We start from the raw sequence: 21899 nt of genomic DNA, 5'->3' as shown, positions 1-21899 counted from the left end.
GCGCTTGGCTGAGCGCCCCTATTCAAGCCCTAAGACATCGATTTGCGGGGCTCGAGCTGTTGCAGGGAAATCTCAAACACCGGGCACCCATGGCGGGCCAGGGGCCAGCGCCGCACCCAGCAGCGGTCGTGGCTGTCATCGATTCCCACCACTTGATAGGTGTGGGAATCACTGATCAGGTTGACGCAATCGCCTTGATGGAAGGCGCGAGATGGGTTCATGGCCAACAGAGCAAAGAGGCCGAGGCTCAAACCAACTGACCCGCCAAGAATTCCGCCTTGTTTGCGCTCAAAACGTTTGTGGGGCTACAAAACTGCGCTTGGGTCAGGGGAACGGCACGAATCGATCCCCCAACTCTGGCCCAGGTGCCAGCTCCGCTGCCACTAGAGCGTGGGTAGGCAGGCGGCCACGGCTTTCACCTCTGGTAGGGCCTTGATGGCGGCGAGTGCCGCCGCGAAGTGCTGCTGCTTCACCACATGGGTGATCACCACGATCTCGGCGTCGGCCGCATCCCCGGTGGTTTCGAACTGGACGATGGAGCGGATCGAGACCCCTTGCTCGCCAAAGCAGCTGCCAATGCGGCCGATCACTCCGGCTTCATCACCGGTTTGCAGACGCACGTAGTGACGCTGCAGGGTCTCGCCCGCATCCACCAGGGCGCAATTGCGCCAACGGCTGGCCGCCAGCAGCGGGTCGAGTCCGCCGCTGTTGCCGGTGGCCGCCCGGATCCCGGCAATGTTCAAGATGTCAGCCACCACGGCGGAGGCGGTGGGCCCGGATCCGGCTCCAGGGCCGTAGAACATCACACGACCCACCGGGTCGCCTTCCACCAGGATGGCGTTGTTCACGCCATGCACCCCGGCGAGGGGGTGATCCTTCGGCAGCAGGGTGGGGCTGACGCGTACATCCAGCTGCACGGTGCCATCGCTGGCGGTGCCCAGATTCTGGGCTTGGGCCACCAGTTTCACGACGTAGCCCAGTTGCTCGGCGTAGGTCACATCGCAGCCATCCAGGCGATCGATGCCTTCGGTTGGAATAGCCGCGCGCTCGATCGGTCCGCCATAGGCCAGGCCCGAGAGGATGGCGATCTTGTCGGCGGCATCGCCACCACCCACATCGGCAGCGGGATCGGCCTCGGCATAGCCCAGCCGTTGGGCATCAGCGAGCACCTCGGCATAGGCCGCACCCTCATCGGCCATGCGGCTGAGGATGTAGTTGGTGGTGCCATTGATGATCCCGCTCACCCGTTGGATGCGGTTGCCCCCTAGGGATTGCTTGAGGGGTTCGATGATCGGGATCCCGCCGCCAACGGCGGCTTCGATCAGCACATAAACCCCTTGTTCGGCGGCCGCAGCCGCAATTTCTTCGCCATGGCGGGCAATGACCGCTTTGTTTGCGGTGACTACGGGTTTGCCAGCTGCAATCGCCGCCAGGATCAGGCTGCGGGCGGGCTCGAGGCCGCCCATGACCTCAACGACGATGTCGACCGCGGGGTCCTGGACCACCGCTTCAGGGTCGGTGCAGAGGATGTCGCTGGGGAGATCGATGGGCCGAGGGCGGTTCAGATCCCTTACGGCGACCCGTTTCAGAGCCAGTTCTCCCACCAGTGGATGGCGACCGTCAGGGGTCTGCAGGATTTCCGCAACGCCTGCTCCCACAGTGCCGAGCCCGAGCAAGCCGATGCCGATGGTCATCCTGACGCCGTTCCGAAACGACTGATCCTAGAAATCGACCTAGTCGGCTGAGCTGAGGGCGCTGGCCTGGGCCTGCATCATCTTGAAGATGTTGAGAAAGCCATTGGCCCGCGAGGGGGTCAGGCTGGCCTGCAGACCCGTTTCACTCAAGAAGGCCGGGTCAATGCCGGCGATGGCCGAGGGATCCAGGCCCTCGGTGCCCTCAATCAATAGAGCGAGGAGGCCTTTGGTGATGGCGGCATCGGAATCGCCCTGCCAGTGGAGTTTTCCATCCACGAGCTGACCGACCACGTACACCTGTGAGACGCAGCCCTTGACCTTGAAGACGTCGTTGCGGAACTCCTCCGGAAGGGGCTCCAACTTCTTGGCGAGCCAGAGCACGTATTCGTAGCGGCGCTTGGGGTCGGCCGTGCCTTTGAGGCGGTCAACGATTTGATCGAGCTTCTGGCTGCCGGTGGCCATTAACGGTTGCGTCTGGTGCGCTGAAGTCCCAGCAGCATGGCAGTTGCACCCAGGGCACTGAGCCAGAGCAGCGGACGTTGCCGGGGCCCTGCGCTGATCTGATCGAGCTGGACCTGACCGCCCTGGACCGGCATCTCCAGGTAGTCGCGATGGCCTGGTCCCCCATCCACCTGCAGTTCAAAGGAGCCTTGGCTGCCAGGGGGCAGGGCAAAGCTCAGTCGACCGCTCGCGTCAGTGCGGCCCAGCTCCTGGCTGCTTCCGTCCGGGCCAATCAGCCGGACGAGGGCATCTTGGGTGGGCTCTCCGGTGGAGAACTGGCTCTGGAGCACCAGCTGCGCATTGAGAGCCTCGAGCCGGTTGATGCTTGTCTCAATGCCATGGGCCCTGGCTGGCGGCGTTGAGGCCCAGATCAGAACTGGGGTGGCGGCGCAGAGGACAGCAGCGGCTCGCATCTGGATTAAGCGGACCAGCGGCTGTCTGTCTTGGTTTTGCCGGCCTGAACCATGTGAACCATGGAGCTCACCATCATCGAGAGGGCGTCGCTGCTCTCATCGCGCCCTTTGAGCTCCGAGGCCATGACCTGCTCGGCTGCCGTGCCGCGGTTGATGGCAATGCTTGGTCCGCGGCGCTGCTCCTCGGAGGCAGATTGACGCCCGGCAGTGATGGCGGAGAGGAATGCGTCGTTGCCAGCCAGATCCACCGGTGCCGCCCTGAACTGCTCCGATCCTGCCAAATCCAGCGCGCCGGTGCGCCTGGACTTCACGGTTGCTCAACAGGTTGCAACCCAGGCCGCCAGTGCACCCCCTCCTCATCCAGCCAGCCTGGGAAGGGCACATCCCAGGCCTCAGCGGGGAGGTGCTCCACCAGGCATCCGCTCGTAACCACCGCCAGGGCTGGGATGTCCCTCCAGGGGGAGGACTGCCTCAATCGGTCAAACCAGCCACCGCCGTAGCCCAGGCGGATCCCGGATTGATCGAAGGCCAGGGCAGGGGCCAGCAGGAGTCCAAGTTGTTCCGCCTCCAGGACTGAAGCTGCGTCGCTGGGGGCGGGGATCCCGGTCTCATCCGCTGCGGTGGGATCACCGGGACGCCAACGCCGGTACTGCAAACGGCCCCCGGCGATGCAGGGCAGGGCGATCCGGCCGCTGAGCGACGGAAGATCAGCGAGGCACAGCAGGTCCACCTCTCCGGGCAAGGGCCAGTACAGCCCGAGCAGGCGTCCTTCGGGAAGCAGGCCGGGTAGGTGCTGGATCGCCTGGGCCTGAAGCCGGGGGGCGCAGCTGGCGTGCAGGTTCAGCCGCCGCTGTTTGAAGGTTTGGCGTAAGGGCCCTTTCTGACCCTCCATCAGCGCTGAAACCAGCCGGTGAGCGCGACCGCCAGGGCATCGGCGGCATCATCGGGCCGCGGCGGGGTCTCGAGGTTGAGCTCTCGCATCACCGCATCGAGCACATCGTCCTTGTCGGCATGGCCGTGGCCGGCCAAGGCCAACTTGATCTGCATGGGCGGGAACTCCACCACCGGGATGCTGAAGCGGGCCAGGGTCATCATCAGCACCCCCCGGGCTTGCACCACCGAGATCGTGGTGCTGGAGCGGTAGAAGAAAAACTTCTCCACCGCCGCTAGATCAGGCTCCCAGTTGCGGATCAGGACCCGTAGATCCTTCGCGATTTCCACCATCCGCTCGCCATCACTGCGGCCCGGGTCGGTGCGGATGATCCCGCAATCGAGCATGGTTTGGGCCCCGCCAGGACCCTCCTCGACATCAATCACTCCGTAGCCCACGCGAGCCAGGCCGGGATCGATGCCGAGGATTCGCAACGGCCTTAGGCGGCGAGGGCCAGTTCGAAGGCGGCCTTGTCGCTGCTTTCGGGGCGCTCAAACACCTTGCAGAAGACCTTGACCACGCGATCGCCCGAGTCGATCTGCTCGAGGGGGTCCTTGCGCAGGCGGTGGCGCAGGCAGCAGGCGGCCACGCGGGCCACGTCGTCTTCGGTGACTTCCGTGCGCCCTTCGAAGGCGGCCAGGGCCCGGGCGGCCCGGTTGGTGACGATGTCGCCGCGCAGGCCATCCACATCCAGCTCACCGCAGATGGCGGAGATGCGAATGCGCAGGTCGTCGTCGATTTGAACGTGAGGGAGACGGTTCTGCGCCTCAACAACACGGGCCTGGAGGCCGTCCTGTGTTCCCTGAACGGCGTTGTTGAAGCCGTCGGGGTCGTTGTCAAAGGCGGTGCGTTGGTCCACCACCTGCACCCGCAGTTCAGGGTCGCGCACGGTGCGCACCTCGACGCTCATGCCGAAGCGGTCCAGCAGCTGGGGACGCAGTTCACCCTCTTCCGGGTTGCCGGAGCCAATCAGGACGAAGCGAGCAGGGTGGCGAACGCTCACGCCCTCGCGCTCAACGGTGTTCCAACCGGAGGCGGCGGAGTCGAGCAGCACGTCCACCAGGTGGTCGTCCAGCAGGTTGACCTCATCGACGTAGAGCAGGCCGCGGTTGGCTTTCGCCAGCAGGCCGGGCTCAAAGGCGCGAACACCTTCGCTGAGGGCCTTTTCAATGTCGATGGTGCCGCAGAGGCGGTCTTCGGTGGCCCCCAGGGGCAGGTCCACCATGGGCACCTGGCGCTTCTCGGTGGGTAGTTGCTCACCCTGTTCGGCCCGCTGACGCACCTCGCTGCTCTGCAGGTCAGGGTCGCTGGAGGAGCTGTTGTAGGGGTCGCCGGCGACGACGTCGATCTCCGGTAGCAGATCAGCCAGGGCGCGGATGGTGGTGCTCTTGCCGGTGCCGCGGTCTCCCATGATCATCACCCCGCCGATGCGGGGGTCGATCACGTTCAACAGCAGGGCCAGCTTCATCTCCTCCTGACCCACGATGGCGGTGAAGGGAAAGACCCTGCGCTTGCGGGCTTGCGTCACGGCTGGCGGCTGTCTGGCGGTGCTGGCGATTGTTTCACAGGCAGCAGGCTGAGCACCTGCGGCGGGGTGGCATCGGCGGGGTAGATCAGACGCACGCGCAGCTCCCGCGTCTCCCCTGGCGTCAGGCTGATGCGGCCCAGTTCAGGACCTTGCTGGCCCGCCCGCTGGACCAGATGGAAGCTCTGGCGGCTGGGTTGACCGTCGAGCCCGTTGAGTTCCACCGTGCCGCGAAACATCACGGAGCGCGATGGACGGCTGTTGAACTGCAGTCCGCCGACGGCCTTATCGGTCTTGAGTGGTGACTCCAGGGCGACGGCCAGCGCTGCGGGGCTCTTGGAGCGATTGCAGAGCGGAATCCGAATGTCGTAGGCGACCCCGTAGTTGCCGTGGGCGGCCCAGGCCGTGCCCGGATAGTGCGCCTTGAGCTCGGCGGTCTGCACCTGGCCGGTTCCGAGGCGCCCACGCTCCAGCGAGGCAATCGGCCAGGAGATGGGGGCCGAGGTGGTGGAGAGGCAGCTCTTGCCCGGATCGCTCACGGTGGCGCTCCAGGTACTCCCGATTTGCACGCCGCTGACGCGGGAATAGACCATGCGCCCCCGGGCGCCCCTTGGGGTGGGTTTGTGCTCCTTGGGGCTCAATACGCCCGAGCTCAGAATTTGTGCGAGTGCCTGCTGGTTTGGCGGCTCGTTTCCGTTCCCGAAGGCCGCCAGGGTGGCGACGCTGATCGCACCGCTGGCCTGGAGCCGCAGTTGCAGATTGCGGCCATTCAGCAGTGGATCGAGTCCCTGCACCGGAATCGGCAGCAGCAGCAGGGTGGTGGGGGACCCCGGGCGCAATGTCCAGCGTTTCGGCAGGTTGGGGTTGCGTTGGCGCAGCAGCAGTTCCGTGGCCACCCGGCTTCCAGGGCCTGCGTAGGTGGAGCCGTCCTGCCGCATCCGCTCCGGTAGGGGCAGGAAGGGCGCCTGGGGTTCGCGTCCGTCCGTGGATTGGGAGAGGGCGGTGGAGCCACTCAAGAGCGAGAGCTCAACCGCTTGCTCGCCTCTGGGTTGGGCCACCACCGCCAGCCAGATGGTCGAGTCCGGTTTCTCTGGGGTGCCCGCATAGACGTGGTGGCTAAAGAGGTCGAAGCGACCGTTCAACGGCAGATCCAGGTGGGCGTCGCTGTGCCTCGGGTCGGCGAAGGTCGAGAGCAGGATCCCTGGCCCACTGATCAACTCGGGATTGTTGTCGTTGAGCATCAACACCGCATCGAGGCTCCCCGGCAGGGGGTGGACCTGTTGCGGGCGAAGGATGGGTGCCGCTTGGGGGCTTGCCGCCAGAAGGACAGGAAGCATCGAAGGAGTCCTCAGGCGGTGGTTTTCTTTGGCTTGGCAGGCGCAGGCGCTGGTTTGCGCACCAGGTTTTTGGAGATCTCCCCCGCCATGGCCCGGATCAAGTTGGTGGAGCGCGGGTCGTTGAACGGCCCCTTGACCATGAAGGCGGCCACGGCCCGTTTGCCGTCGGGCAATTCGATCAGGCCCGCATCGGCGTAGGCAATGCCGATGTCACCGGTCTTGTTGTAGACGGTCACCCCGTGGGCCATCAGCTCGCTGTCGGGGGTCGCCGAATCTCCCCCAAGGCCCATCAACATCCCAAGGGGCAGGAGGGTGTTGGTGCGGGAGCGGCCCATGACCTCACGGAAGAGATCGCGGGCCCGCGGGCTGAGTTTTTCGCCCGTATCCACCAGGGCGATGGAGCGGGCGAGGTCGTAGGCGCTGGTGGTGTTGGTGCCGTCGAGGTCCGGCAGCCAGTTGTTGACGACGGTGCTGCTGAGCCCCAGGGCCTGGAAGCGGGCGTTGATGACGGCTTTGCCGCCCACCCGTTTGATCAAGAGGTTGGTGGCCGTGTTGTCGCTGACGCGGATCATTTCGTTGGCCGCTTCCCAGAAGGGAAAGGTGGTGCCGACGGGCTTGTTCGCCATCCAGCCCGCGCCGCCGCCGACCACCTCTTTGGTCATCGGTAGCCGTTCGTCCCAGCGCAGTTTCCCGGCATCGAGATCCTCAAGAGCCACCAGCAGGATTGGGGTCTTGATGGAGCTGGCGGCGGGCAGGGGCCGTTGTGGGGAGAGCTCGGCAAAGCGGCCGTCATCGAGCACCAGCAGATAGCCGCTGACGGTCAGGTCCTTGTATTGCGCGGCGAGTTGGGCCCAGCGCTTGCTCAGGGCGGTCAGCTCGAGCCTTGGCTCAAAGCGGCCGAGATCCAGGCCGCGAGGAAGCGGCCGTCCTGGGGGTGCGAGCAGCGATTGGGGTTTGGCGACTTGGGCCGCCCCTTGCCCCAGTTTTGGAGCCAGCAGTTTCAGGCCGGTTCCGGCAATCACCCCCAGCCCCAGCCCCATCACCAGGAGACGGAGGACCAAGCGCAGCGGTGCTCCCCAGCTGGAGCGGTTTGAACGTTGTGACCGACCTGCGCCCACGGAAGCGATCGAAGCTTGGGCTCAGACGTTAGGGGCAGTCTCGCTGTGATGCCCAGCGCAATTGACGCACCATTCCCCGCAGCAGGGCGACTTCCTCGTCGCGGATCTCAGCGCGTTGCAGCAGCGCCCGCAGCTTGGCCATGCGCGCCTGGGCGGTATGGGGATAAAGGAAGCCCACCTCCAGCAGCAGGTCTTCCGCATCGCTGAGTGCGGCCTCCAGTTGCTCCCGCTGGCAGGGCTCCGGCTGGGGGGCGGTGGGTGCGGGGCAGCGCCGCAGTTCATGCAGGCAGACCGCAACGGCATGGGAGAGGTTCATCGAGGCGTAGGCCTCGCTGGTCTCCAGGCGCAGGATTCGCCCCGCCTGCAGCAGTTCTGCATTGCTCAGGCCGCGGTCTTCTCGGCCAAAGACCAGCGCCGCTGGGGCGGAGGAGGCATCCGTGTCGGAGGCCTGCAGCCAGGAGAGGGCTTCTGCAGGACCGTTCAGGGGCAAGGCCTCCTCCTCGATGCGGCCGCTGGTGGCCACCACGCGGCGGCAATCGGCAAGGGCGGCCTCAAGGGTGGGGAAGAGTTGGGCCTGCTCCAGCAGTGCCTCGCCATGCACGGCCATCAGACGGGCCTCATCGCCCAGGTGATCGCAGCGGGGGGCAACCAGCCGCAGTTCATCCACCGAGAAATTGGCGCAGAGGCGCGCGACGCTGCCCACATTCAGGGGGCCCGCCGGCTCCACCAGCACCACCGCCAGGCTCACGAGAGGCTGTGGAGGTAGGCCAGGAGATCCGCCATGGCTTGGGGTTCCGGTTGGAAGCGCGGCATGGGCGGCGTTCGTCCGCTGACCACCTGCTGAATCAACTGGCGATTGTTCTTGCGGTTATCCACCTTGTGGAGGTTGGGCCCCACCAAGCCCTGGGCGGCGATGCCATGGCAGCCAGCGCAGTTCAGTAAAAACAGCTGCTCGCCTTGTTCGGCGGAGCCGCTGAGCTGCAGGGTGGTTCGGGTGTAGGGATCGCTGCGGGCAGCTGGGATCACGACCACCAGCATCACGATCGTCACGCAGATCGCCGTCAACAGAACCAGCGCCGAGATCAGGCCCCGCTGGGGTTGCTGCGCGGGGGTGGGGGTCTCTGCAGTCACGGTTGATGGAGATCGGTCACGAACCCAGCCATGGGCGTGGGAGAATTGTGCAACCAAAGCTGGTTGCTCCGTCCATGATCGAACCCCTGCTCTGCGGCATCGTGCTCGGTCTGATTCCCGTGACCTTGCTGGGTCTGTTCGTGGCCGCCTGGAACCAATACCGCCGCGGCAGCGCCCTGGGCGGCTGATCTCAAGAGCGAGCGAGCACCAGAAGGCCGCAGCTGCCGTAGTGCTTTTGCTTCTCGACCACCCAGCCCGCCGGGATCTCCGGCGGGTTTTTTGTTGCGTGCTCCAGCAGCACAAGGGCCTGTGGATGGAGCCAATCTCCGGCAGCCAGGCGCTCAAGCAACGCGCCATAGAGGCCAGCGGCATAGGGCGGATCGGCATAGACCAGATCAAAGCTCTCCCCTTGGGCTGATCCCAGCCAACGGATCGCCTCCTGTTGGATCACCTGGACCGAAGGTCTCGGTTGCAGGCTGGAGGCCACCAGCTCCAGGTTGCTGCGGGCTGTGGCGCCGACGCGACGGTCCTGTTCCACCGCCACCACCTTGGCTGCACCGCGCAAGAGCGCTTCGCAGCCCATCACTCCGCTCCCGCAGAAGAGATCAAGCCAGTGGGCTCCAGGGAGCTCGGTCGCCAGCATGTTCATGACGGCTAGGCGCACCCGAGAGGCCGTGGGGCGAGCGATGTCTCCAGGGGGACTCAGCAGTTTGCGTCCGCCACTGAGTCGCAGGCTCATGCCTGCTCCTCGACCCAGTGCAGCCAGCGGCGAAGCAGCTGCTCACCCGCTTCTGAGGATTTTTCAGGGTGGAACTGGCAGGCCGCGACGCTGCCTTGCCAGACGGCTGCGGTGACGTCCTGGCCGGCAAAGGACACCGAGGCGGTGATGCAGCTCTGATCCTTGGGCTGGGCTGCAAAGGAGTGGACGAAATAGACCCAGCTGTCTGACGCTCCCTCGGGCAGTAGCGGGGAGGGTGTTCCAGGAATCAGGGCTTCCCAGCCCATGTGGGGGATGGGATGACCCGGAACCTTTGGCAGCGCTGCGATGTGACCTGCGAGCAGTCCAAGGCCGGAGGCTGAACCCTCATCACTGCTCTCAAAGAGCAGTTGCAAGCCCAGGCAGATCCCCAGGAGGGGGCGCCCCGCATTGCACCAGGCCTTGATCGCGGGCACGAGCCCGGAGGCATGGAGACGCTCCATGGCTGGGTCGAAGGCCCCCACCCCGGGCAGGACCAGGGCCTGGCAGTCCTCCAGGGCTTCGGCCTGCTGCAGGATCCGCACTTCACAGCCCAGGCGCTCTAGAGCCCGCTGCACGGAATGCAGGTTGCCCATCCCGTAGTCGATCAGGCCGATGCGCGTCATGGGGTGGGCGGGAGCGAGCAGAGACGTTGTCCAGGTTGCTCGATCGAGGGGGGCAGCTCGAGCGGCAGGCCATTGAGCGCGTCGATGAGTTGGTAGAGCAGCCCGACCTTGCGGCGATCGAGCTGGAAACGCAGGCAGGGCCGAAGGATGCCGTTGGGGTCGCAGCTCTCCCCTTGGCTGATGTTCCCCTCATCCACCAGGAGATCAAAGCGTTGGTTGAGCTCGGCCACCGTGGCGGCAGGCAGAGGGCAGTGCAGCAGCAGCTCCGTCTGCTCCCCCGCGAGTTGAGCGCCGTGGAACACCCGGTAGAAGCGGCTGATCTGCTCCAGGGCCTCGGCGGCACTGCGGGCCTGTTTGAACAGGGAGGTGTCCTCGCTAGAGATCAACGCCCTGTCCTGCAGGGTGCCGTCAATGGTCTTGAGCCAATCGCTCCAGAAGCTGTCGTCCTTTGGAGCCAGGAGGACCAGGGGGATCGGCGGGGTTCGTCCGGTCTGAATCAGGGTCAGCGATTCGAACAGCTCATCGAAGGTCCCGAAACCGCCGGGCATAACCACCAGGGCGTCGCTTTCACGCAGGAAGAAGAGCTTGCGGGTGAAGAAGTAGCGGAAGTGGAGCAGGCGCCCGTCGCAGGCATTGACGTAGCGATTGGCGTGCTGCTCAAACGGCAGGTCCACATTCAGGCCAATGCTGCTCTCGCAGCCCGCGCCGCGGTTCGCCGCCTCCATGACGCCGCCGCCGGCTCCCGTCATCACTTCAAACCCGCGCCGGGCTGCTTCGCGGGCGAGCTCCTCGGCCAGCGCATAGGCCGGCTCTTCCGGCTGGGTTCGGGCGGACCCAAACACGGTCACCTTGCGGGTCTGGCGATGGGGGGCAAAGACGTTGAAGCCATCGCGGATGTCCGCCAGGGCACCGGTGATCAGTCGCCACTCATCGGCATCACGGCTACTGCGTGAGATCTCCAGCAGCTGAACCACACTGCGCTCGATGGAGCGGCGTTGGGGATGGCCCTCAAGGGCATCGGCCAACGCGTCCAGGGGGCTTCGCTCGATCGCCATCGTTTGGGATCAGGACAGAAAAGCCCGGCCAAAGGCCGGGCTTGAGGGGAGGTCTTGGGCGGTGCCGCTGACGCTCAGAGGTACTTGGAGATGGTGCCGGAGAGGGTGGTCTTGGGCACAGCACCGACAACGGTGTCGACCTTTTGCCCGTCCTTGAAGATCATCAAGGTGGGGATGCTACGGATCCCGTACTGGCTGGCGACGTTGGGGTTCTCGTCGGTGTTGAGTTTGAAGACCTTGATCTTGCCTTCGAACTCCTTCGAGATTTCGTCGACGATCGGAGCGACCATGCGGCAGGGGCCGCACCAGGGCGCCCAGAAATCCACAAGAACGGGTACATCGCTCTTGAGCACGTCTTGCTCGAAGGAAGCGTCGGTGACGGCTGCGGCGCTGGACATCCGGTCAGGATCAGTGTTTTCGGAATGTAGCAACGAGTTTTCGGCTTCGGCTGAGGCCTGGAGGAACTCGTAACTGGGTGGAGTGGAGCCGGCGGCGATGCCGCCAGTCCCGGCCAAAGAATGAAAGCTCGGACGCGCCGAGCCGGGGGGTGTGAGGAGTGTGAGGGCTTTTGGCCCCACACACTCCGGAGGCTAACGCGGTCGCTTACTTACCCATGCCCAATTGCTGGGCCTTCTGATAAACCTTGCCTTCGGTCAGCAGGGAGGGGGCGACAACCACCTCCACCTGCTGCATCTCCTTGAGGGTGCGTGCCCCCAGGGTGCCCATCGAGGTCTTGATGCAGCCCAGCAGGTTTTGGGTGCCGTCGTCGAGGGAGGCCGGGCCGCGCAGGATTTTCTCGAGGCTGCCGGTTGTTCCCACCTTGATGCGGGTGCCGCGGGGAAGAACGGGACTGGGTGTGGCCATCCCCCAGTGGAAGCCACGACCGGGGGCTTCGGCGGAGCGGGCGATCGGTGAACCGATCATCACGGCATCGGCGCCGCAGGCGATGCACTTGCAAATGTCACCGCCGGTGACGATGCCGCCATCGGCAACGATCGGCACGTAACGGCCGCTCTCCTTCATGTAGTCGTCGCGGGCTGCAGCGCAGTCGGCGACCGAGGTGGCTTGGGGAATGCCGATGCCGAGGACGCCGCGGGAGGTGCAAGCGGCTCCAGGGCCGATGCCCACCATCACGCCAGCGGCGCCGGCGCGCATCAGTTTGAGGGCCACGTCATAGGTGACGCAGTTGCCGATGATCACGGGAACGCCGAAATCGCGGCACAGGGCCTCGAGGTCCAGGCTCTCTTGGCCCTCCGGTCCGATGTGTTCCGTGCTGACCACCGTGGCCTGCACAAAGAACAGATCAGCACCGGCCTCGGCGATGGCCTTGCCGAACTTCAGGGCGGCCACGGGCGTGCCGCTGACGGCGGCAATCCCGCCGCGCTCTTTGATTTCAGCGATCCGCTTGCGGATCAGGTCTTCCCGCACGGGCTGGCTGTAGAGCTCCTGCATCAGGGGCACGAACTCTTCCTTGCCCACCGAGGCGATCCGATCGAGCGCAGGGTTGGGGTCGTCGTAGCGGCACTGAACCCCTTCAAGGTTCAGAACGCCCAGGGCGCCCTGCTTGGCCAGCTCGACGCACATCCCCACATCAACCACGCCATCCATGGCGCTGGCGATGATCGGAATCTCACGGGTGATGCCCCCCAGGGTCCAGCTGCTGTCGGTGACGGCCGGATCGACCGTGCGACCGCCTGGCACCAAGGCGATTTCATCGATGCCGTAGGCGCGGCGCACAGTACGGGAACGGCCGAGCTGAATGTCCACCTGAGACCTTTTGAAGCAATCAAGCCAAGCTATCAACCGGCCTGACTGCTTCTGGCCCTCAATCGTCTGCTACCGCTGACCCCGGAAGCTGCTCCAGCGCTGCTTCAGGCCGTCGATCACCTGATGGCGATCGTCGCTCTTGACCAGGCGCGTCAGGCTGAATCTCACGACGCTGATCACACCCACCAGCTCCAGCAACCCAGGCAGCAGGGGCACGCTTTCCACCACGCCCAGCAGGGCGCCATAGATCCGCAGAACGAGCAGAAGGCCGATCAGGCCGGCAACCAGGGTGATGGGGGTGCGAGCGGTTTGCCACTGCTGCTGCAGTTGGCCGCTGGCAATCCACTGCTTGACCTTCTCAACCAGCAACTCCCATTCGCCGCCCTCGCCTTCGTTCGCGGTGGCCACCGCCGCTGGGCTGGCCGGCACATCGGTGGTACTGGCGACCTGGGGGGTCCAGGCATTCACCGGTTCAGCAGCAGGAACGGGCTCCGGCTCCGGCGCTGGAGTCGGTTCGGGCTCCGGTGCGACCTCGACTGTGGCTTCCGCGGCGGTCTCTGCTGCCGTCTCGATTAGCTCGCTTTCGACGGTTTCAGTCGTTGCGACGGTTTCAGTGGCTTGGACCTCGAGAGCCTCGACTTCGGGCTGCTGCTCGGCGTCCGGCTGGGGGGCAGGAGCATCAGCCATGGCTTGGGGTTTGAGATCAATGGTCCGGGAGCTTACGGCCGTTTTTGATCGTTGTCGGTTCGGTTGGTGTTAGTTCAGCGCCCGCACAGTCCGGTCGCTGGGCAGTGGTGCGAGGGGCAGGCGCAGGGGGAAGGCATCGCTTTGCAGCATCTCCGCCAGTTGCGCTTCGGCTTCCGCCGCGAGCCGGGGGCTGTGGGCTGGTGCGGCCGTGAGTTGCCGATCACCGAGCCGAATGGATCCGCTGTGCAGCTCGCTGTAGCGGGCGCTTGCGGGGGAGGGACGCACCCGCCTGGGGATGCCGTAGTCCAAGACCGGCGCTGACAGTTCTTCGGCTGTTGCTGTCAGTTGCTCCGCAGTGCTGAGGCTCAACAGCGGGATGGGGGCGGCGATGGCCACGAGCAGGCCGCTGCTGCCGTCGGCAAGTCGGGTCGCCCGGATGGCCGATGGCCTGAGTCCATGCAGGTCCACCTCCAGGGCACAGCAGGCCCCGGGCCCGAGCGCAAACCCGTCCCTGCTTCGTTTCGTTTTGGGGTTGTGGCCGCTTCCAGGGCCGCTGACCCAGCCGATGGCTCCCCCTACCAGGACGGGGGATCCCGCTCCAAGGGCCGTCAAGCCAGGCATGCTCAGACCGATGCTTCCTGGACCGCGGCAGCTGTAGAGCGCGCTGGTCCATGGGCCGAGCACGGGCCCCCAGGGGGTTGGGGTGAGGCCTTCTCGACTGCTGACCGCCACTACGCCGTTTTCGCTGATGCCGCGGTGCAGCAGCAGGCGGCCACACGGGATGTCCTCCAGGCCGAGTTCGGTCTCCAGCTCAACCTTCGGCTGCTGCTGACTCGGCGTCCCGCCAATGGAGAGGGGCAGACGTTGCCCCGCAAGCAGTGCGCTGAGCAGGGCCGCGCCCCCGGTCCCCATCGGGATCACGAGATCGGTATTGCCGTGACCGCCGTGGCCTTCAGCAGGGCCAAAACGGAACTGACGAATCCGGATCGGTGGATCGCTTGGCCCTAGGTGCAGGACCAGCGTGGCCTGCTGCATCAGCTCGGCGTCGCTGGCAACGACGACGTGGGTCTCCAGGTAGGCCTGCTCCAGTCCTCGCGCCTGGGCCAGCTCACGAAATTGCGTAGCGCTGCGGACCTGGAGTTCCCCGTCCCGTTGCAGTTGCAGCAGTTCTGTCTCGCTCCGAGTGGGGGTTGACCCAGGGGAGGCAGACACAGGCGCAAGTACCGATAAAATGCGTTCTAATCAAAGCTGTCACGAATGGCGGATCCAACCGAACCCCGTGAGATGCCCGCGGGGGACGGAGAAGGACCAGGCGGATCCGACGGCCGAATTATTCAGGCTGACCTTCGCAACGAGATGTCGCGCTCCTATCTGGAGTACGCGATGAGCGTCATCGTGGGACGGGCCCTGCCCGATGCCCGCGACGGTCTCAAACCTGTGCATCGCCGCATCCTGTATGCGATGTACGAGCTGGGCCTGACGAGCGATCGGCCCTACAGAAAGTGCGCCCGTGTTGTGGGGGAGGTGCTGGGTAAGTACCACCCCCACGGCGATACGGCTGTGTATGACGCGCTGGTGCGCATGGCGCAGGACTTCTCCATGCGCATGCCGCTGATCGACGGTCACGGCAACTTCGGTTCGGTGGATAACGATCCCCCGGCCGCCATGCGATACACCGAATCGCGGCTTAGGGCTCTCACCACCGACAGCCTTCTCGAGGACATCGAGAGCGAAACCGTCGATTTCATCGACAACTTTGACGGTTCGCAGCAAGAGCCAACGGTGATGCCTGCGCGCATCCCCCAGCTCTTGCTGAACGGATCGACAGGAATTGCGGTGGGCATGGCCACCAACATTCCTCCCCACAACCTCACCGAGCTGATTGATGGCCTGCTGGCCCTCATCGCCAACCCTGAACTCACCGATCGCGAGTTAACGGGTTACGTCTCGGGACCCGACTTCCCCACGGGTGGCCAAATCCTTGGCCGCCGCGGCATCCGTGAGATGTACGAAACGGGCCGCGGCTCCGTCACGATGCGTGGCGTCGCTGCGATTGAGACGGTTGAGGCCAAGGGGCGCCCCGATCGCGATGCGGTGATCATCACCGAGCTGCCTTACCAAACCAACAAAGCGGCGCTGATTGAGCGCATTGCTGAGTTGGTCAATGACAAAAAGCTCGAAGGCATCGCGGATATCCGCGATGAATCCGACCGCGACGGGATGCGGATCGTCATTGAGCTGCGTCGGGATGCCTACCCCCAGGTGGTGCTGAACAACCTGTTCAAGCTCACGCCGCTGCAGAGCAACTTCAGTGCCTACATGTTGGCGCTGGTCAATGGCGAGCCCGTGCTGCTCACCCTGCGAAAGATGTTGCAGGTCTTCCTCGACTTCCGGGTCGAGACGATTGAGCGCCGGACGCGATACCTGCTGCGCAAGGCCGAAGAGCGCGACCACATTCTGCTGGGCCTGCTGATTGCGCTCGACAATCTCGACGCCATCATTGCCCTGATTCGCGGTGCTGCAGATACCGCCAGCGCCCGATTGGAGCTGGTTGAGCAATTTGGACTGAGTGAAGTTCAGGCGGACGCGATCCTGCAGATGCAGCTTCGCCGCCTCACCGCCCTTGAGGCCGACAAGATTCGCCTCGAGCACGAGGATCTGCTCGCCAAGATCACGGACTACAAGGACATCCTGGCCCGCAAGGAGCGGGTCTATGGCCTGATCACCGACGAGCTGGGCGTCATCCGCTCCCGCTACGACTCCCCACGCCGCACCGAGATTCTCGATGTCGAAGGCGGTCTCGAAGACATCGATTTGATCGCCAACGAGCGCTCCGTCGTGCTGCTGACCGAGAACGGCTACCTCAAGCGGATGCCGGTCAGTGAGTTCGAGGCCACCAGCCGCGGCACCCGCGGTAAGGCCGGCACCAAAACCCAAGGGGAAGAGGCGGTCCGTCTGTTCATCAGCTGCAACGACCACGACTCGCTGCTGCTGTTCTCCGACCGTGGCGTCGTCTACACCGTGCCCGCCTACCGGGTGCCGATGTGCAGTCGTGCGGCCAAGGGCACGCCCATCGTCCAGCTGTTGCCGATCCCGCGGGAGGAGCAGATCACCTCACTGCTGGCGGTGAGTGAGTTCACTGAGGACGCCGTTCTTGTGATGCTCACCAGCGGTGGCTACGTCAAGCGCACCCGTCTCTCGGCCTTCGCCAACATCCGCTCCAATGGCTTGATTGCCATCTCCTTGGAAGAGGGCGACGCCCTGACCTGGGTCCGCCTTGCCCAGCCGGGCGACAGCGTCCTGATCGGCTCGCGCAATGGCATGACCATCCACTTCCGCCTCAGCGATGAGGAGCTGAGGCCTTTGGGCCGTACCGCCCGGGGCGTGCGGGCGATGAACCTGCGGCCTGGGGACCAGCTGGTGAGCATGGACGTGCTCCCGGTGGAACTTGCCGACCGTGTCGAGGGCAGCAGTGCTGCGAGCGACGAGGACGATGCAGAGGATGTGGCGCCCAGCGAGGGGCCATGGGTTTTGGTGGCCTCGGCCAGCGGCCTGGGTAAGCGGGTCCCTGTGGATCAGTTCCGCCTCCAGAAGCGCGCCGGCATGGGCCTGCGGGCGATGAAGTTCCGCCGGGACGGCGATGTGCTCGTGGGCCTGCGGGTGCTTGGTGCTGGTGAGGAGTTGCTGCTGGTCAGCGAGCGCGGTGTGATCGTGCGGATGCAAGCCGACGCGGTGCCCCAGCAGTCCCGTGCCGCCACGGGCGTGAAGCTGCAACGCCTCGATAGTGGGGATCGCCTCTCCGAAGTGGTGCTGGTTCCGCCAGCCCTGGAGGAGGACGAGGAGTCGGGCGAGGACGCCAGCAGCGAGGCCGTTAGCGCGGATGTCTGATCACCGGGGCGATCGTTCGATCGCCCACAGGGTGAATGGCCTGATTCATGGGTGTTGACGTCCTCGTCATCGGCGCTGGCCCTGCGGCCCTTTGCATCGCCGCAGCCCTGGTTGAGCGGGGCGTCAGTGTGGCGGGTGTGGCTCCTACCTCGCCCGAAGCGCCATGGCGGAACACCTACGGCATCTGGGGACCGGAGGTGGATGCTTTGGGGATGGCCCATCTGTTGGGACACCGCTGGAGCCACACCACGAGTTACTTCGGTGCAGCGCTCGGGACCGAGGCCTTTGCCCATGGCATCGACTACGGCCTCTTCGACAAGGCTGCGCTGCAGCGCCACTGGCTGACCCCCTGCCAAGCCGCTGGTGTGCCCTGGACCTGCGCTGCAGTCACCGGGATTGAGCACCACAGCCAGGGTTCGGTGGTGACGATGGATCAAGGGGAGCGCCTCGAAGCGCGCCTGGTGATTGATTGCAGCGGCCACCACAGCCCGTTCCTCAGGCGCCCGGATGAAGGTCCGGTGGCGGGGCAGGCGGCCTACGGAATTGTTGGGCGCTTCTCCAAGCCCCCGGTGGAGCCCGGCCAATTTGTCCTGATGGATTACCGCTGCGATCACCTCAGTGAGGCGGAGCGCCGCTGCGGAGCTCCAACGTTTTTGTATGCGATGGACTTCGGCGAAGGTCGCTTTTTCGTGGAGGAAACCTCCTTGGCCCTGGCCCCGGCCGTTCCCTACGCGGTTTTGAAGGATCGTCTGCTGAAGCGGCTGGCCCATCGCGGTGTTGAGCTGCTCGCCATGGAGGAGGAGGAGTTCTGCCTCTTCCCGATGAACATGCCCCTGCCGGATTTGGAGCAGCAGTTGCTGGCCTTCGGAGGCGCCGCCACCTTGGTCCATCCCGCCTCGGGCTACATGGTGGGCTCCTTGCTGCGGCGGGCACCGCTGCTGGCAGAGGCCATCGCCGTTGGCCTTGCCGATGGCAACCGTTCTGCGCCGTCCCTCGCGCGTGAGGCCTGGCAGGCGCTGTGGCCGCTCGAGTTGCAGCGCAAGCACGCCCTCTATCGCTTTGGCCTGGAGAAGCTGATGCGTTATCCCGAAGACCAACTCCGGCAGTTTTTTGCCACGTTCTTCGCCCTGCCCAGTGAGCAGTGGTATGGGTTCTTGACCAATACCCTCACCCTTCCCGCGTTGATCGCGGCGATGCTGCGGCTGTTTGCCGTCGCCCCCTGGACTGTCCGTTGGGGCTTGATGCAGCAGCAGGGGCGTGAGTTGCCCTTGGTGCTGCGTCTGCTTAAGCCGTAGCGCCTGCGCAGGAGCTCCCTTGGCCTGCGGTGCAGCCAAAGCAGTGGTTGCCCCAACGGATCGGCTGTGCCTTCCACTGCTCGAGATCGATGGAGCGAATGTCGGCCCCTCCGCTCAGCGGTAGGTCCAGCATCTGGTTGAAGTCGCAGTCGTAGATCGAGCCATCGGCGGCCACTGAAAGCGTGTCGCGGCACATCAGACCGGCGAGGGCGCTGGGATTGAAGGCGCCCTGCAGCAGCTTCAAATAACAGTTGACGTGACCATCGGCCTGCAGTTGCTGCAGGAAGCGGGCGATCGGCATGTTGTTCAGGCCGATCAGACGATCGAATTGGACTCCGGCTTTCTCCTGTAACTCCCGTTTCCAGCGCAGCTCGTCGCAGGCGGTGAGCTGTTGCAGTTGGGTGCCGCACGGATTGCTCATCAAGGTCAACTGACGCTCGCTTTGCCCCTGGCCGTAGCCGTTGGCATTGAGACGTCTCAGGGCTTCAATCGAGGCCTCCCAGGTGCCATCGCCCCGTTGCGCATCGGTGCTGGTCTCCTCCGGCTGGGGCAGGCTGGCCACGATCTCCACCTGGTGCTCCGCCAGGAAACCCACCAGATCCGAGAGGGCTGGCAGGAGCAGCACCGTGAGATTGCAGCGGTCGATCACGTGGCAGCCCCGTTGGCGTGCCGCACGAATCAAATCGCGAAAGCGCGGGTGCAGTTCCGGTGCTCCACCGGTGAGGTCAAGCACCGCAGGGCGGAGTCGCTCGATGGCGGCGATGCAGGCGTCGACCACCGCATCGCCCATCTGGGTGTGGCCTTGATGGGGGCCAGCATCCACATGGCAGTGGGAGCACTGCATGTTGCAGAGCTTGCCGAGATTCAGCTGCAGCACCCGTAGCCGGTCGTGCTCCGGCTCGGCAGCGGCCTGGCCCGCCAAGCTCCGCTCAAAGGCCAACTCGGCGGGCAGCGCCGCCATAAGCAGCTCACGCTGGGCCTGGGGCTCCAGCAGGGACGGACGGGGATCGCTCATGGGGCCGGCAGCCTGGCCCAGTCGGCGGCGTTGATCAGGGGAAAGAGGCCGTCTTCCCGTTGCACGGCTTCAAGCCACCCCTCCGGTGGAGGGGTGTTGGTGTTGATCGCTTCGATCAGGCACCAGAAGCGTTTGAGATGGCGTTCAATCCGCTCCTTGGCCAGTTCGGTGGTGGTGCCGGCCCGCAGGATGAAGCTCCAATCTGAGCTTTGGGCCAGCAACAATTCGCGGCCCGCTTGCTGCAGCCAGTCCCTGGCCTGCTCGCTGCCGACTCCGCGGCTGACCCGATCCACCATCGCCCGCGAGGCCCGGTTCCACTCGGGGATCACCCAGGCATTGCTCTCGTTGAGCCAATAGGTGTGGTAGCCCCCCTGCCCCCAGCTGGAGGGGGACGGTTGGCAGAGCTGAAGCGCATCGCCTCGGCTCAGGGTCTCCCGCAGGGTTGCCAGACCTACCCCCTGACGCGGCGCCTGCTGGAACAGCTCCGCCAGGAACTGGGGACCTTCAAACCACCAATGGCCAAAGAGCTCCGCATCAAAGGGGGCGACCAGGAGCGGTCGACGTTCCATCGAGCCGCTGAGGTCCTGCAGTTGCTGCGCCCGGCCCGCCAGGAAGTGTTGGGCATCGCGCTGCACGGTGGCTGCGGCCTGCGCCGGGTCGTAGGCCTGCTTGGCCTCCAGGCTGCACTGCCTCCCGGTGACGCGATGGAGCTTGAGCCCAAGGGGGCGCGGGCTGGTGATGCCGCGTTGCTGGAGCTCTTGTTCGGAGAGATCCCAGCCCAGATCGCGGTGGAATTCGCGGTAGCTGGGATCGCCGGGGTAGCCCTCCCGGGCACTCCAGACGGGCAGGGTCGATTCGCTATCCCGGCCGAAAAAGGCCATCCCGCCGGGACTGCAGATCGGTGCATAGACCCCATAGCGGGGCCGCGGCTGTCCATGCAGCAGGCCGTGGGCATCGAGGATCGCGTAGCGCAGCCCGCAGCTGACCAGCAGCCGATCAAGCCCCTCGTAGTAGGCGCATTCCGGAAGCCAGATCCCCAGGGGCCGCACCCCCAGCAGGCGTTCGTGCTCCCGCACAGCCGTCAATAGCTGCGCCCGCACGGCTTCGGGGCAATCCCGCAGCAGTGGCAGATAGCCGTGGGTGGCACCGCAGGTCAGCAGGTCGAGGACCCCTTGCTGTTGTAGCGCCTGAAAGCGCGGCAACACATCACCCTTCGCCTGCTTCCAGGCCTGCTTGGCCCGCTGGAGTTGCAGCCCGAGGCCGGCCGCGGCTGCCGCATGGTCCTGGGGTGCCTGGCGCAAGAGCTCTTGGCGGACCTCCAGCCAGGGGATAAAGCGCTGACTGAGGACCTTGTTGCTCAGTAGGGACAGCAGCGTGGGCGAGAGCCCCATGGTCAGCCGCGGTCGCTGGCTGGGGTCAGCGGCGGCGGCCTCGAGGGTGTCCAGCAGAGGCAGGTAGCACTCGAGAAGGGCCTGGAAATACCAGTCCTCCTCCAGGGATCCCGCTGCGCTGGAGTGCACGTACGGCAGGTGCGCGTGTAGAACAAGCGCTAGATCGCCAGCGTCAGCGGGTCCTGCGGCCAACGCCCCTGCTCAGAGTGAGGCGACTTTAGGTGCAACTTCTAGGCTCGACGGAGTGAAGGGGTGCGGATGCAGCTGGCTCTGGCGGTCGATGGCCACAGCATGTTTTACGTGCAGCAAAAACTCGGCTGGTTTTTCGATCCCCGTCGGCTGCTGGAGTACGCCACGGCGCAATCCGGCGTCGAGCTCGGCTCAGCGTTTTGGTACACGGGCCTGAAGGACGCGACCGATCAGCGTCCCTTCCGTGATGCCCTCACCAGCCTGGGCTTCACGGTTCGCACCAAGCCCCTGAGGGAAGTTGGGCATGACTCCGATCAACGGCAGTTCGCCCGCGCCAATTTGGACGTGGAAATCGCCATTGATCTGATGGCCGTGGCCCATCGCATCGATGAGGTCTGGGTGATGAGCGGTAGCCGTGATCTGGAGCGTCTGTTGGAGGTCCTGCGGATCCGGGGGCTGAAGGTGGTCTTGATGAGCACCGAAGGCATGGTTCCGCGGGAGCTGCGTAATGCGGCGGATCGGTTTGTGGATCTCTCCAGCCTGAAGCCGCAGCTCGAGAAGACCGACGGTCACTGAAGCGGCTGAGCCGCATCCAGGCCC

25 protein-coding genes are annotated in these 21899 nt (G+C 65.2%); 4 read left to right on the top strand and 21 right to left on the bottom strand.

Going from position 1 to position 21899, the window contains the following annotated elements:
- Window positions 1-29: 29 nt before the first annotated feature.
- The 12 genes from LY254_RS04495 to LY254_RS04440 all read right to left on the bottom strand — a co-directional run bounded on the left by LY254_RS04495 (window position 30) and on the right by LY254_RS04440 (window position 8650).
- Window positions 30-221 carry a hypothetical protein gene (locus tag LY254_RS04495; RefSeq protein ID WP_050778503.1) on the bottom strand — a complete coding sequence of 64 codons (192 nt, stop codon included), beginning with the start codon at window positions 219-221 and terminating at the stop codon, window positions 30-32.
- 162 nt (window positions 222-383) lie between these two features.
- Entirely contained in the window at window positions 384-1694 is a 1311-nt protein-coding gene (locus tag LY254_RS04490; protein ID WP_247479195.1) for a homoserine dehydrogenase, read from the bottom strand.
- A 39-nt stretch (window positions 1695-1733) separates the two neighbouring features.
- Entirely contained in the window at window positions 1734-2156 is a 423-nt protein-coding gene (locus LY254_RS04485) for a SufE family protein (protein WP_247479193.1), read from the bottom strand.
- The gene (locus LY254_RS04480; RefSeq protein ID WP_247479191.1) at window positions 2156-2608 is read right to left on the bottom strand and encodes a hypothetical protein; all 453 of its coding nucleotides are present in this window, start codon (window positions 2606-2608) and stop codon (window positions 2156-2158) included. The genes LY254_RS04485 and LY254_RS04480 overlap by 1 nt, the downstream gene beginning before the upstream one ends.
- 5 nt (window positions 2609-2613) lie before the next feature.
- Window positions 2614-2919 (bottom strand): hypothetical protein, encoded by a 306-nt coding sequence (locus tag LY254_RS04475; RefSeq protein WP_010317941.1) that lies wholly within the window; start codon window positions 2917-2919, stop codon window positions 2614-2616.
- Window positions 2916-3500, bottom strand: coding sequence for a 5-formyltetrahydrofolate cyclo-ligase (locus LY254_RS04470; RefSeq protein WP_247479189.1), 585 nt, complete (start codon window positions 3498-3500; stop codon window positions 2916-2918). Before LY254_RS04470 ends, LY254_RS04475 begins: the two co-directional genes overlap by 4 nt.
- Window positions 3500-3973 carry a crossover junction endodeoxyribonuclease RuvC gene (gene ruvC / locus LY254_RS04465; protein WP_247479187.1) on the bottom strand — a complete coding sequence of 158 codons (474 nt, stop codon included), beginning with the start codon at window positions 3971-3973 and terminating at the stop codon, window positions 3500-3502. Before ruvC ends, LY254_RS04470 begins: the two co-directional genes overlap by 1 nt.
- A 5-nt stretch (window positions 3974-3978) precedes the next feature.
- Window positions 3979-5067, bottom strand: coding sequence for a magnesium chelatase ATPase subunit I (gene bchI, locus LY254_RS04460; RefSeq protein WP_010317938.1), 1089 nt, complete (start codon window positions 5065-5067; stop codon window positions 3979-3981).
- Complete coding sequence (locus LY254_RS04455; protein ID WP_247479184.1) at window positions 5064-6401, bottom strand: DUF3370 domain-containing protein; 1338 nt, start codon at window positions 6399-6401, stop codon at window positions 5064-5066. The genes bchI and LY254_RS04455 overlap by 4 nt, the downstream gene beginning before the upstream one ends.
- An 11-nt stretch (window positions 6402-6412) precedes the next feature.
- Window positions 6413-7519, bottom strand: a complete 1107-nt coding sequence (locus tag LY254_RS04450; protein WP_371820510.1) for a serine hydrolase — start codon at window positions 7517-7519, stop codon at window positions 6413-6415.
- Window positions 7520-7547: 28 nt separating this feature from the next.
- Window positions 7548-8267, bottom strand: a complete 720-nt coding sequence (locus tag LY254_RS04445; RefSeq protein WP_247479178.1) for an RNA methyltransferase — start codon at window positions 8265-8267, stop codon at window positions 7548-7550.
- Window positions 8264-8650 carry a cytochrome c gene (locus LY254_RS04440; protein ID WP_247479176.1) on the bottom strand — a complete coding sequence of 129 codons (387 nt, stop codon included), beginning with the start codon at window positions 8648-8650 and terminating at the stop codon, window positions 8264-8266. Before LY254_RS04440 ends, LY254_RS04445 begins: the two co-directional genes overlap by 4 nt.
- Before the next feature lie 74 nt (window positions 8651-8724).
- Between LY254_RS04440 and petG the strand changes: the two genes are divergently transcribed.
- Complete coding sequence (gene petG, locus LY254_RS04435; RefSeq protein WP_006041770.1) at window positions 8725-8838, top strand: cytochrome b6-f complex subunit V; 114 nt, start codon at window positions 8725-8727, stop codon at window positions 8836-8838.
- Between the two features lie 2 nt (window positions 8839-8840).
- Here the strand turns inward: petG and rsmD are convergent, their stop codons facing one another.
- From rsmD to LY254_RS04400, 7 genes are all read right to left on the bottom strand, one after another.
- Window positions 8841-9389, bottom strand: coding sequence for a 16S rRNA (guanine(966)-N(2))-methyltransferase RsmD (gene rsmD, locus LY254_RS04430; protein ID WP_247479174.1), 549 nt, complete (start codon window positions 9387-9389; stop codon window positions 8841-8843).
- Entirely contained in the window at window positions 9386-10012 is a 627-nt protein-coding gene (hisH, locus tag LY254_RS04425; protein ID WP_247479172.1) for an imidazole glycerol phosphate synthase subunit HisH, read from the bottom strand. Before hisH ends, rsmD begins: the two co-directional genes overlap by 4 nt.
- Window positions 10009-11067, bottom strand: coding sequence for a TIGR00730 family Rossman fold protein (locus LY254_RS04420; protein WP_247479170.1), 1059 nt, complete (start codon window positions 11065-11067; stop codon window positions 10009-10011). Before LY254_RS04420 ends, hisH begins: the two co-directional genes overlap by 4 nt.
- Before the next feature lie 74 nt (window positions 11068-11141).
- Window positions 11142-11465: a thioredoxin gene (gene trxA, locus LY254_RS04415; RefSeq protein ID WP_010317921.1), complete on the bottom strand. Its 324-nt coding sequence runs from the start codon at window positions 11463-11465 to the stop codon at window positions 11142-11144.
- A 205-nt stretch (window positions 11466-11670) separates the two neighbouring features.
- Window positions 11671-12834, bottom strand: coding sequence for a GuaB3 family IMP dehydrogenase-related protein (locus LY254_RS04410; RefSeq protein WP_010317920.1), 1164 nt, complete (start codon window positions 12832-12834; stop codon window positions 11671-11673).
- A 69-nt stretch (window positions 12835-12903) separates the two neighbouring features.
- Window positions 12904-13521: a CAAD domain-containing protein gene (locus tag LY254_RS04405; RefSeq protein WP_247479169.1), complete on the bottom strand. Its 618-nt coding sequence runs from the start codon at window positions 13519-13521 to the stop codon at window positions 12904-12906.
- A 69-nt stretch (window positions 13522-13590) separates the two neighbouring features.
- Window positions 13591-14733, bottom strand: a complete 1143-nt coding sequence (locus LY254_RS04400; protein ID WP_247479167.1) for a homocysteine biosynthesis protein — start codon at window positions 14731-14733, stop codon at window positions 13591-13593.
- Between the two features lie 45 nt (window positions 14734-14778).
- Between LY254_RS04400 and gyrA the strand changes: the two genes are divergently transcribed.
- Complete coding sequence (gene gyrA / locus LY254_RS04395; RefSeq protein ID WP_305852548.1) at window positions 14779-17409, top strand: DNA gyrase subunit A; 2631 nt, start codon at window positions 14779-14781, stop codon at window positions 17407-17409.
- 47 nt (window positions 17410-17456) lie between these two features.
- Complete coding sequence (gene crtL / locus LY254_RS04390; protein WP_247479165.1) at window positions 17457-18704, top strand: lycopene beta cyclase; 1248 nt, start codon at window positions 17457-17459, stop codon at window positions 18702-18704.
- On the opposite strand, the gene arsS is transcribed toward crtL, so the two are convergent.
- On the bottom strand, window positions 18694-19719 hold the full coding sequence (gene arsS, locus LY254_RS04385) for an arsenosugar biosynthesis radical SAM (seleno)protein ArsS (RefSeq protein ID WP_247479163.1): 1026 nt from the start codon (window positions 19717-19719) through the stop codon (window positions 18694-18696). The two genes, crtL and arsS, sit on opposite strands and share 11 nt — an antisense overlap.
- On the bottom strand, window positions 19716-21239 hold the full coding sequence (locus tag LY254_RS04380; RefSeq protein WP_247479161.1) for a 1,4-alpha-glucan branching protein domain-containing protein: 1524 nt from the start codon (window positions 21237-21239) through the stop codon (window positions 19716-19718). The genes arsS and LY254_RS04380 overlap by 4 nt, the downstream gene beginning before the upstream one ends.
- 129 nt (window positions 21240-21368) lie before the next feature.
- On the opposite strand from LY254_RS04380, the gene LY254_RS04375 reads away from it, so the two are divergent.
- Window positions 21369-21875: an NYN domain-containing protein gene (locus tag LY254_RS04375; protein ID WP_010317913.1), complete on the top strand. Its 507-nt coding sequence runs from the start codon at window positions 21369-21371 to the stop codon at window positions 21873-21875.
- Window positions 21876-21899 lie beyond the last annotated feature (24 nt).

Source organism: Synechococcus sp. NB0720_010 (assembly GCF_023078835.1).
Lineage (GTDB): Bacteria > Cyanobacteriota > Cyanobacteriia > PCC-6307 > Cyanobiaceae > Vulcanococcus.
This window is presented reverse-complemented; position numbering and strand designations above follow the sequence as displayed.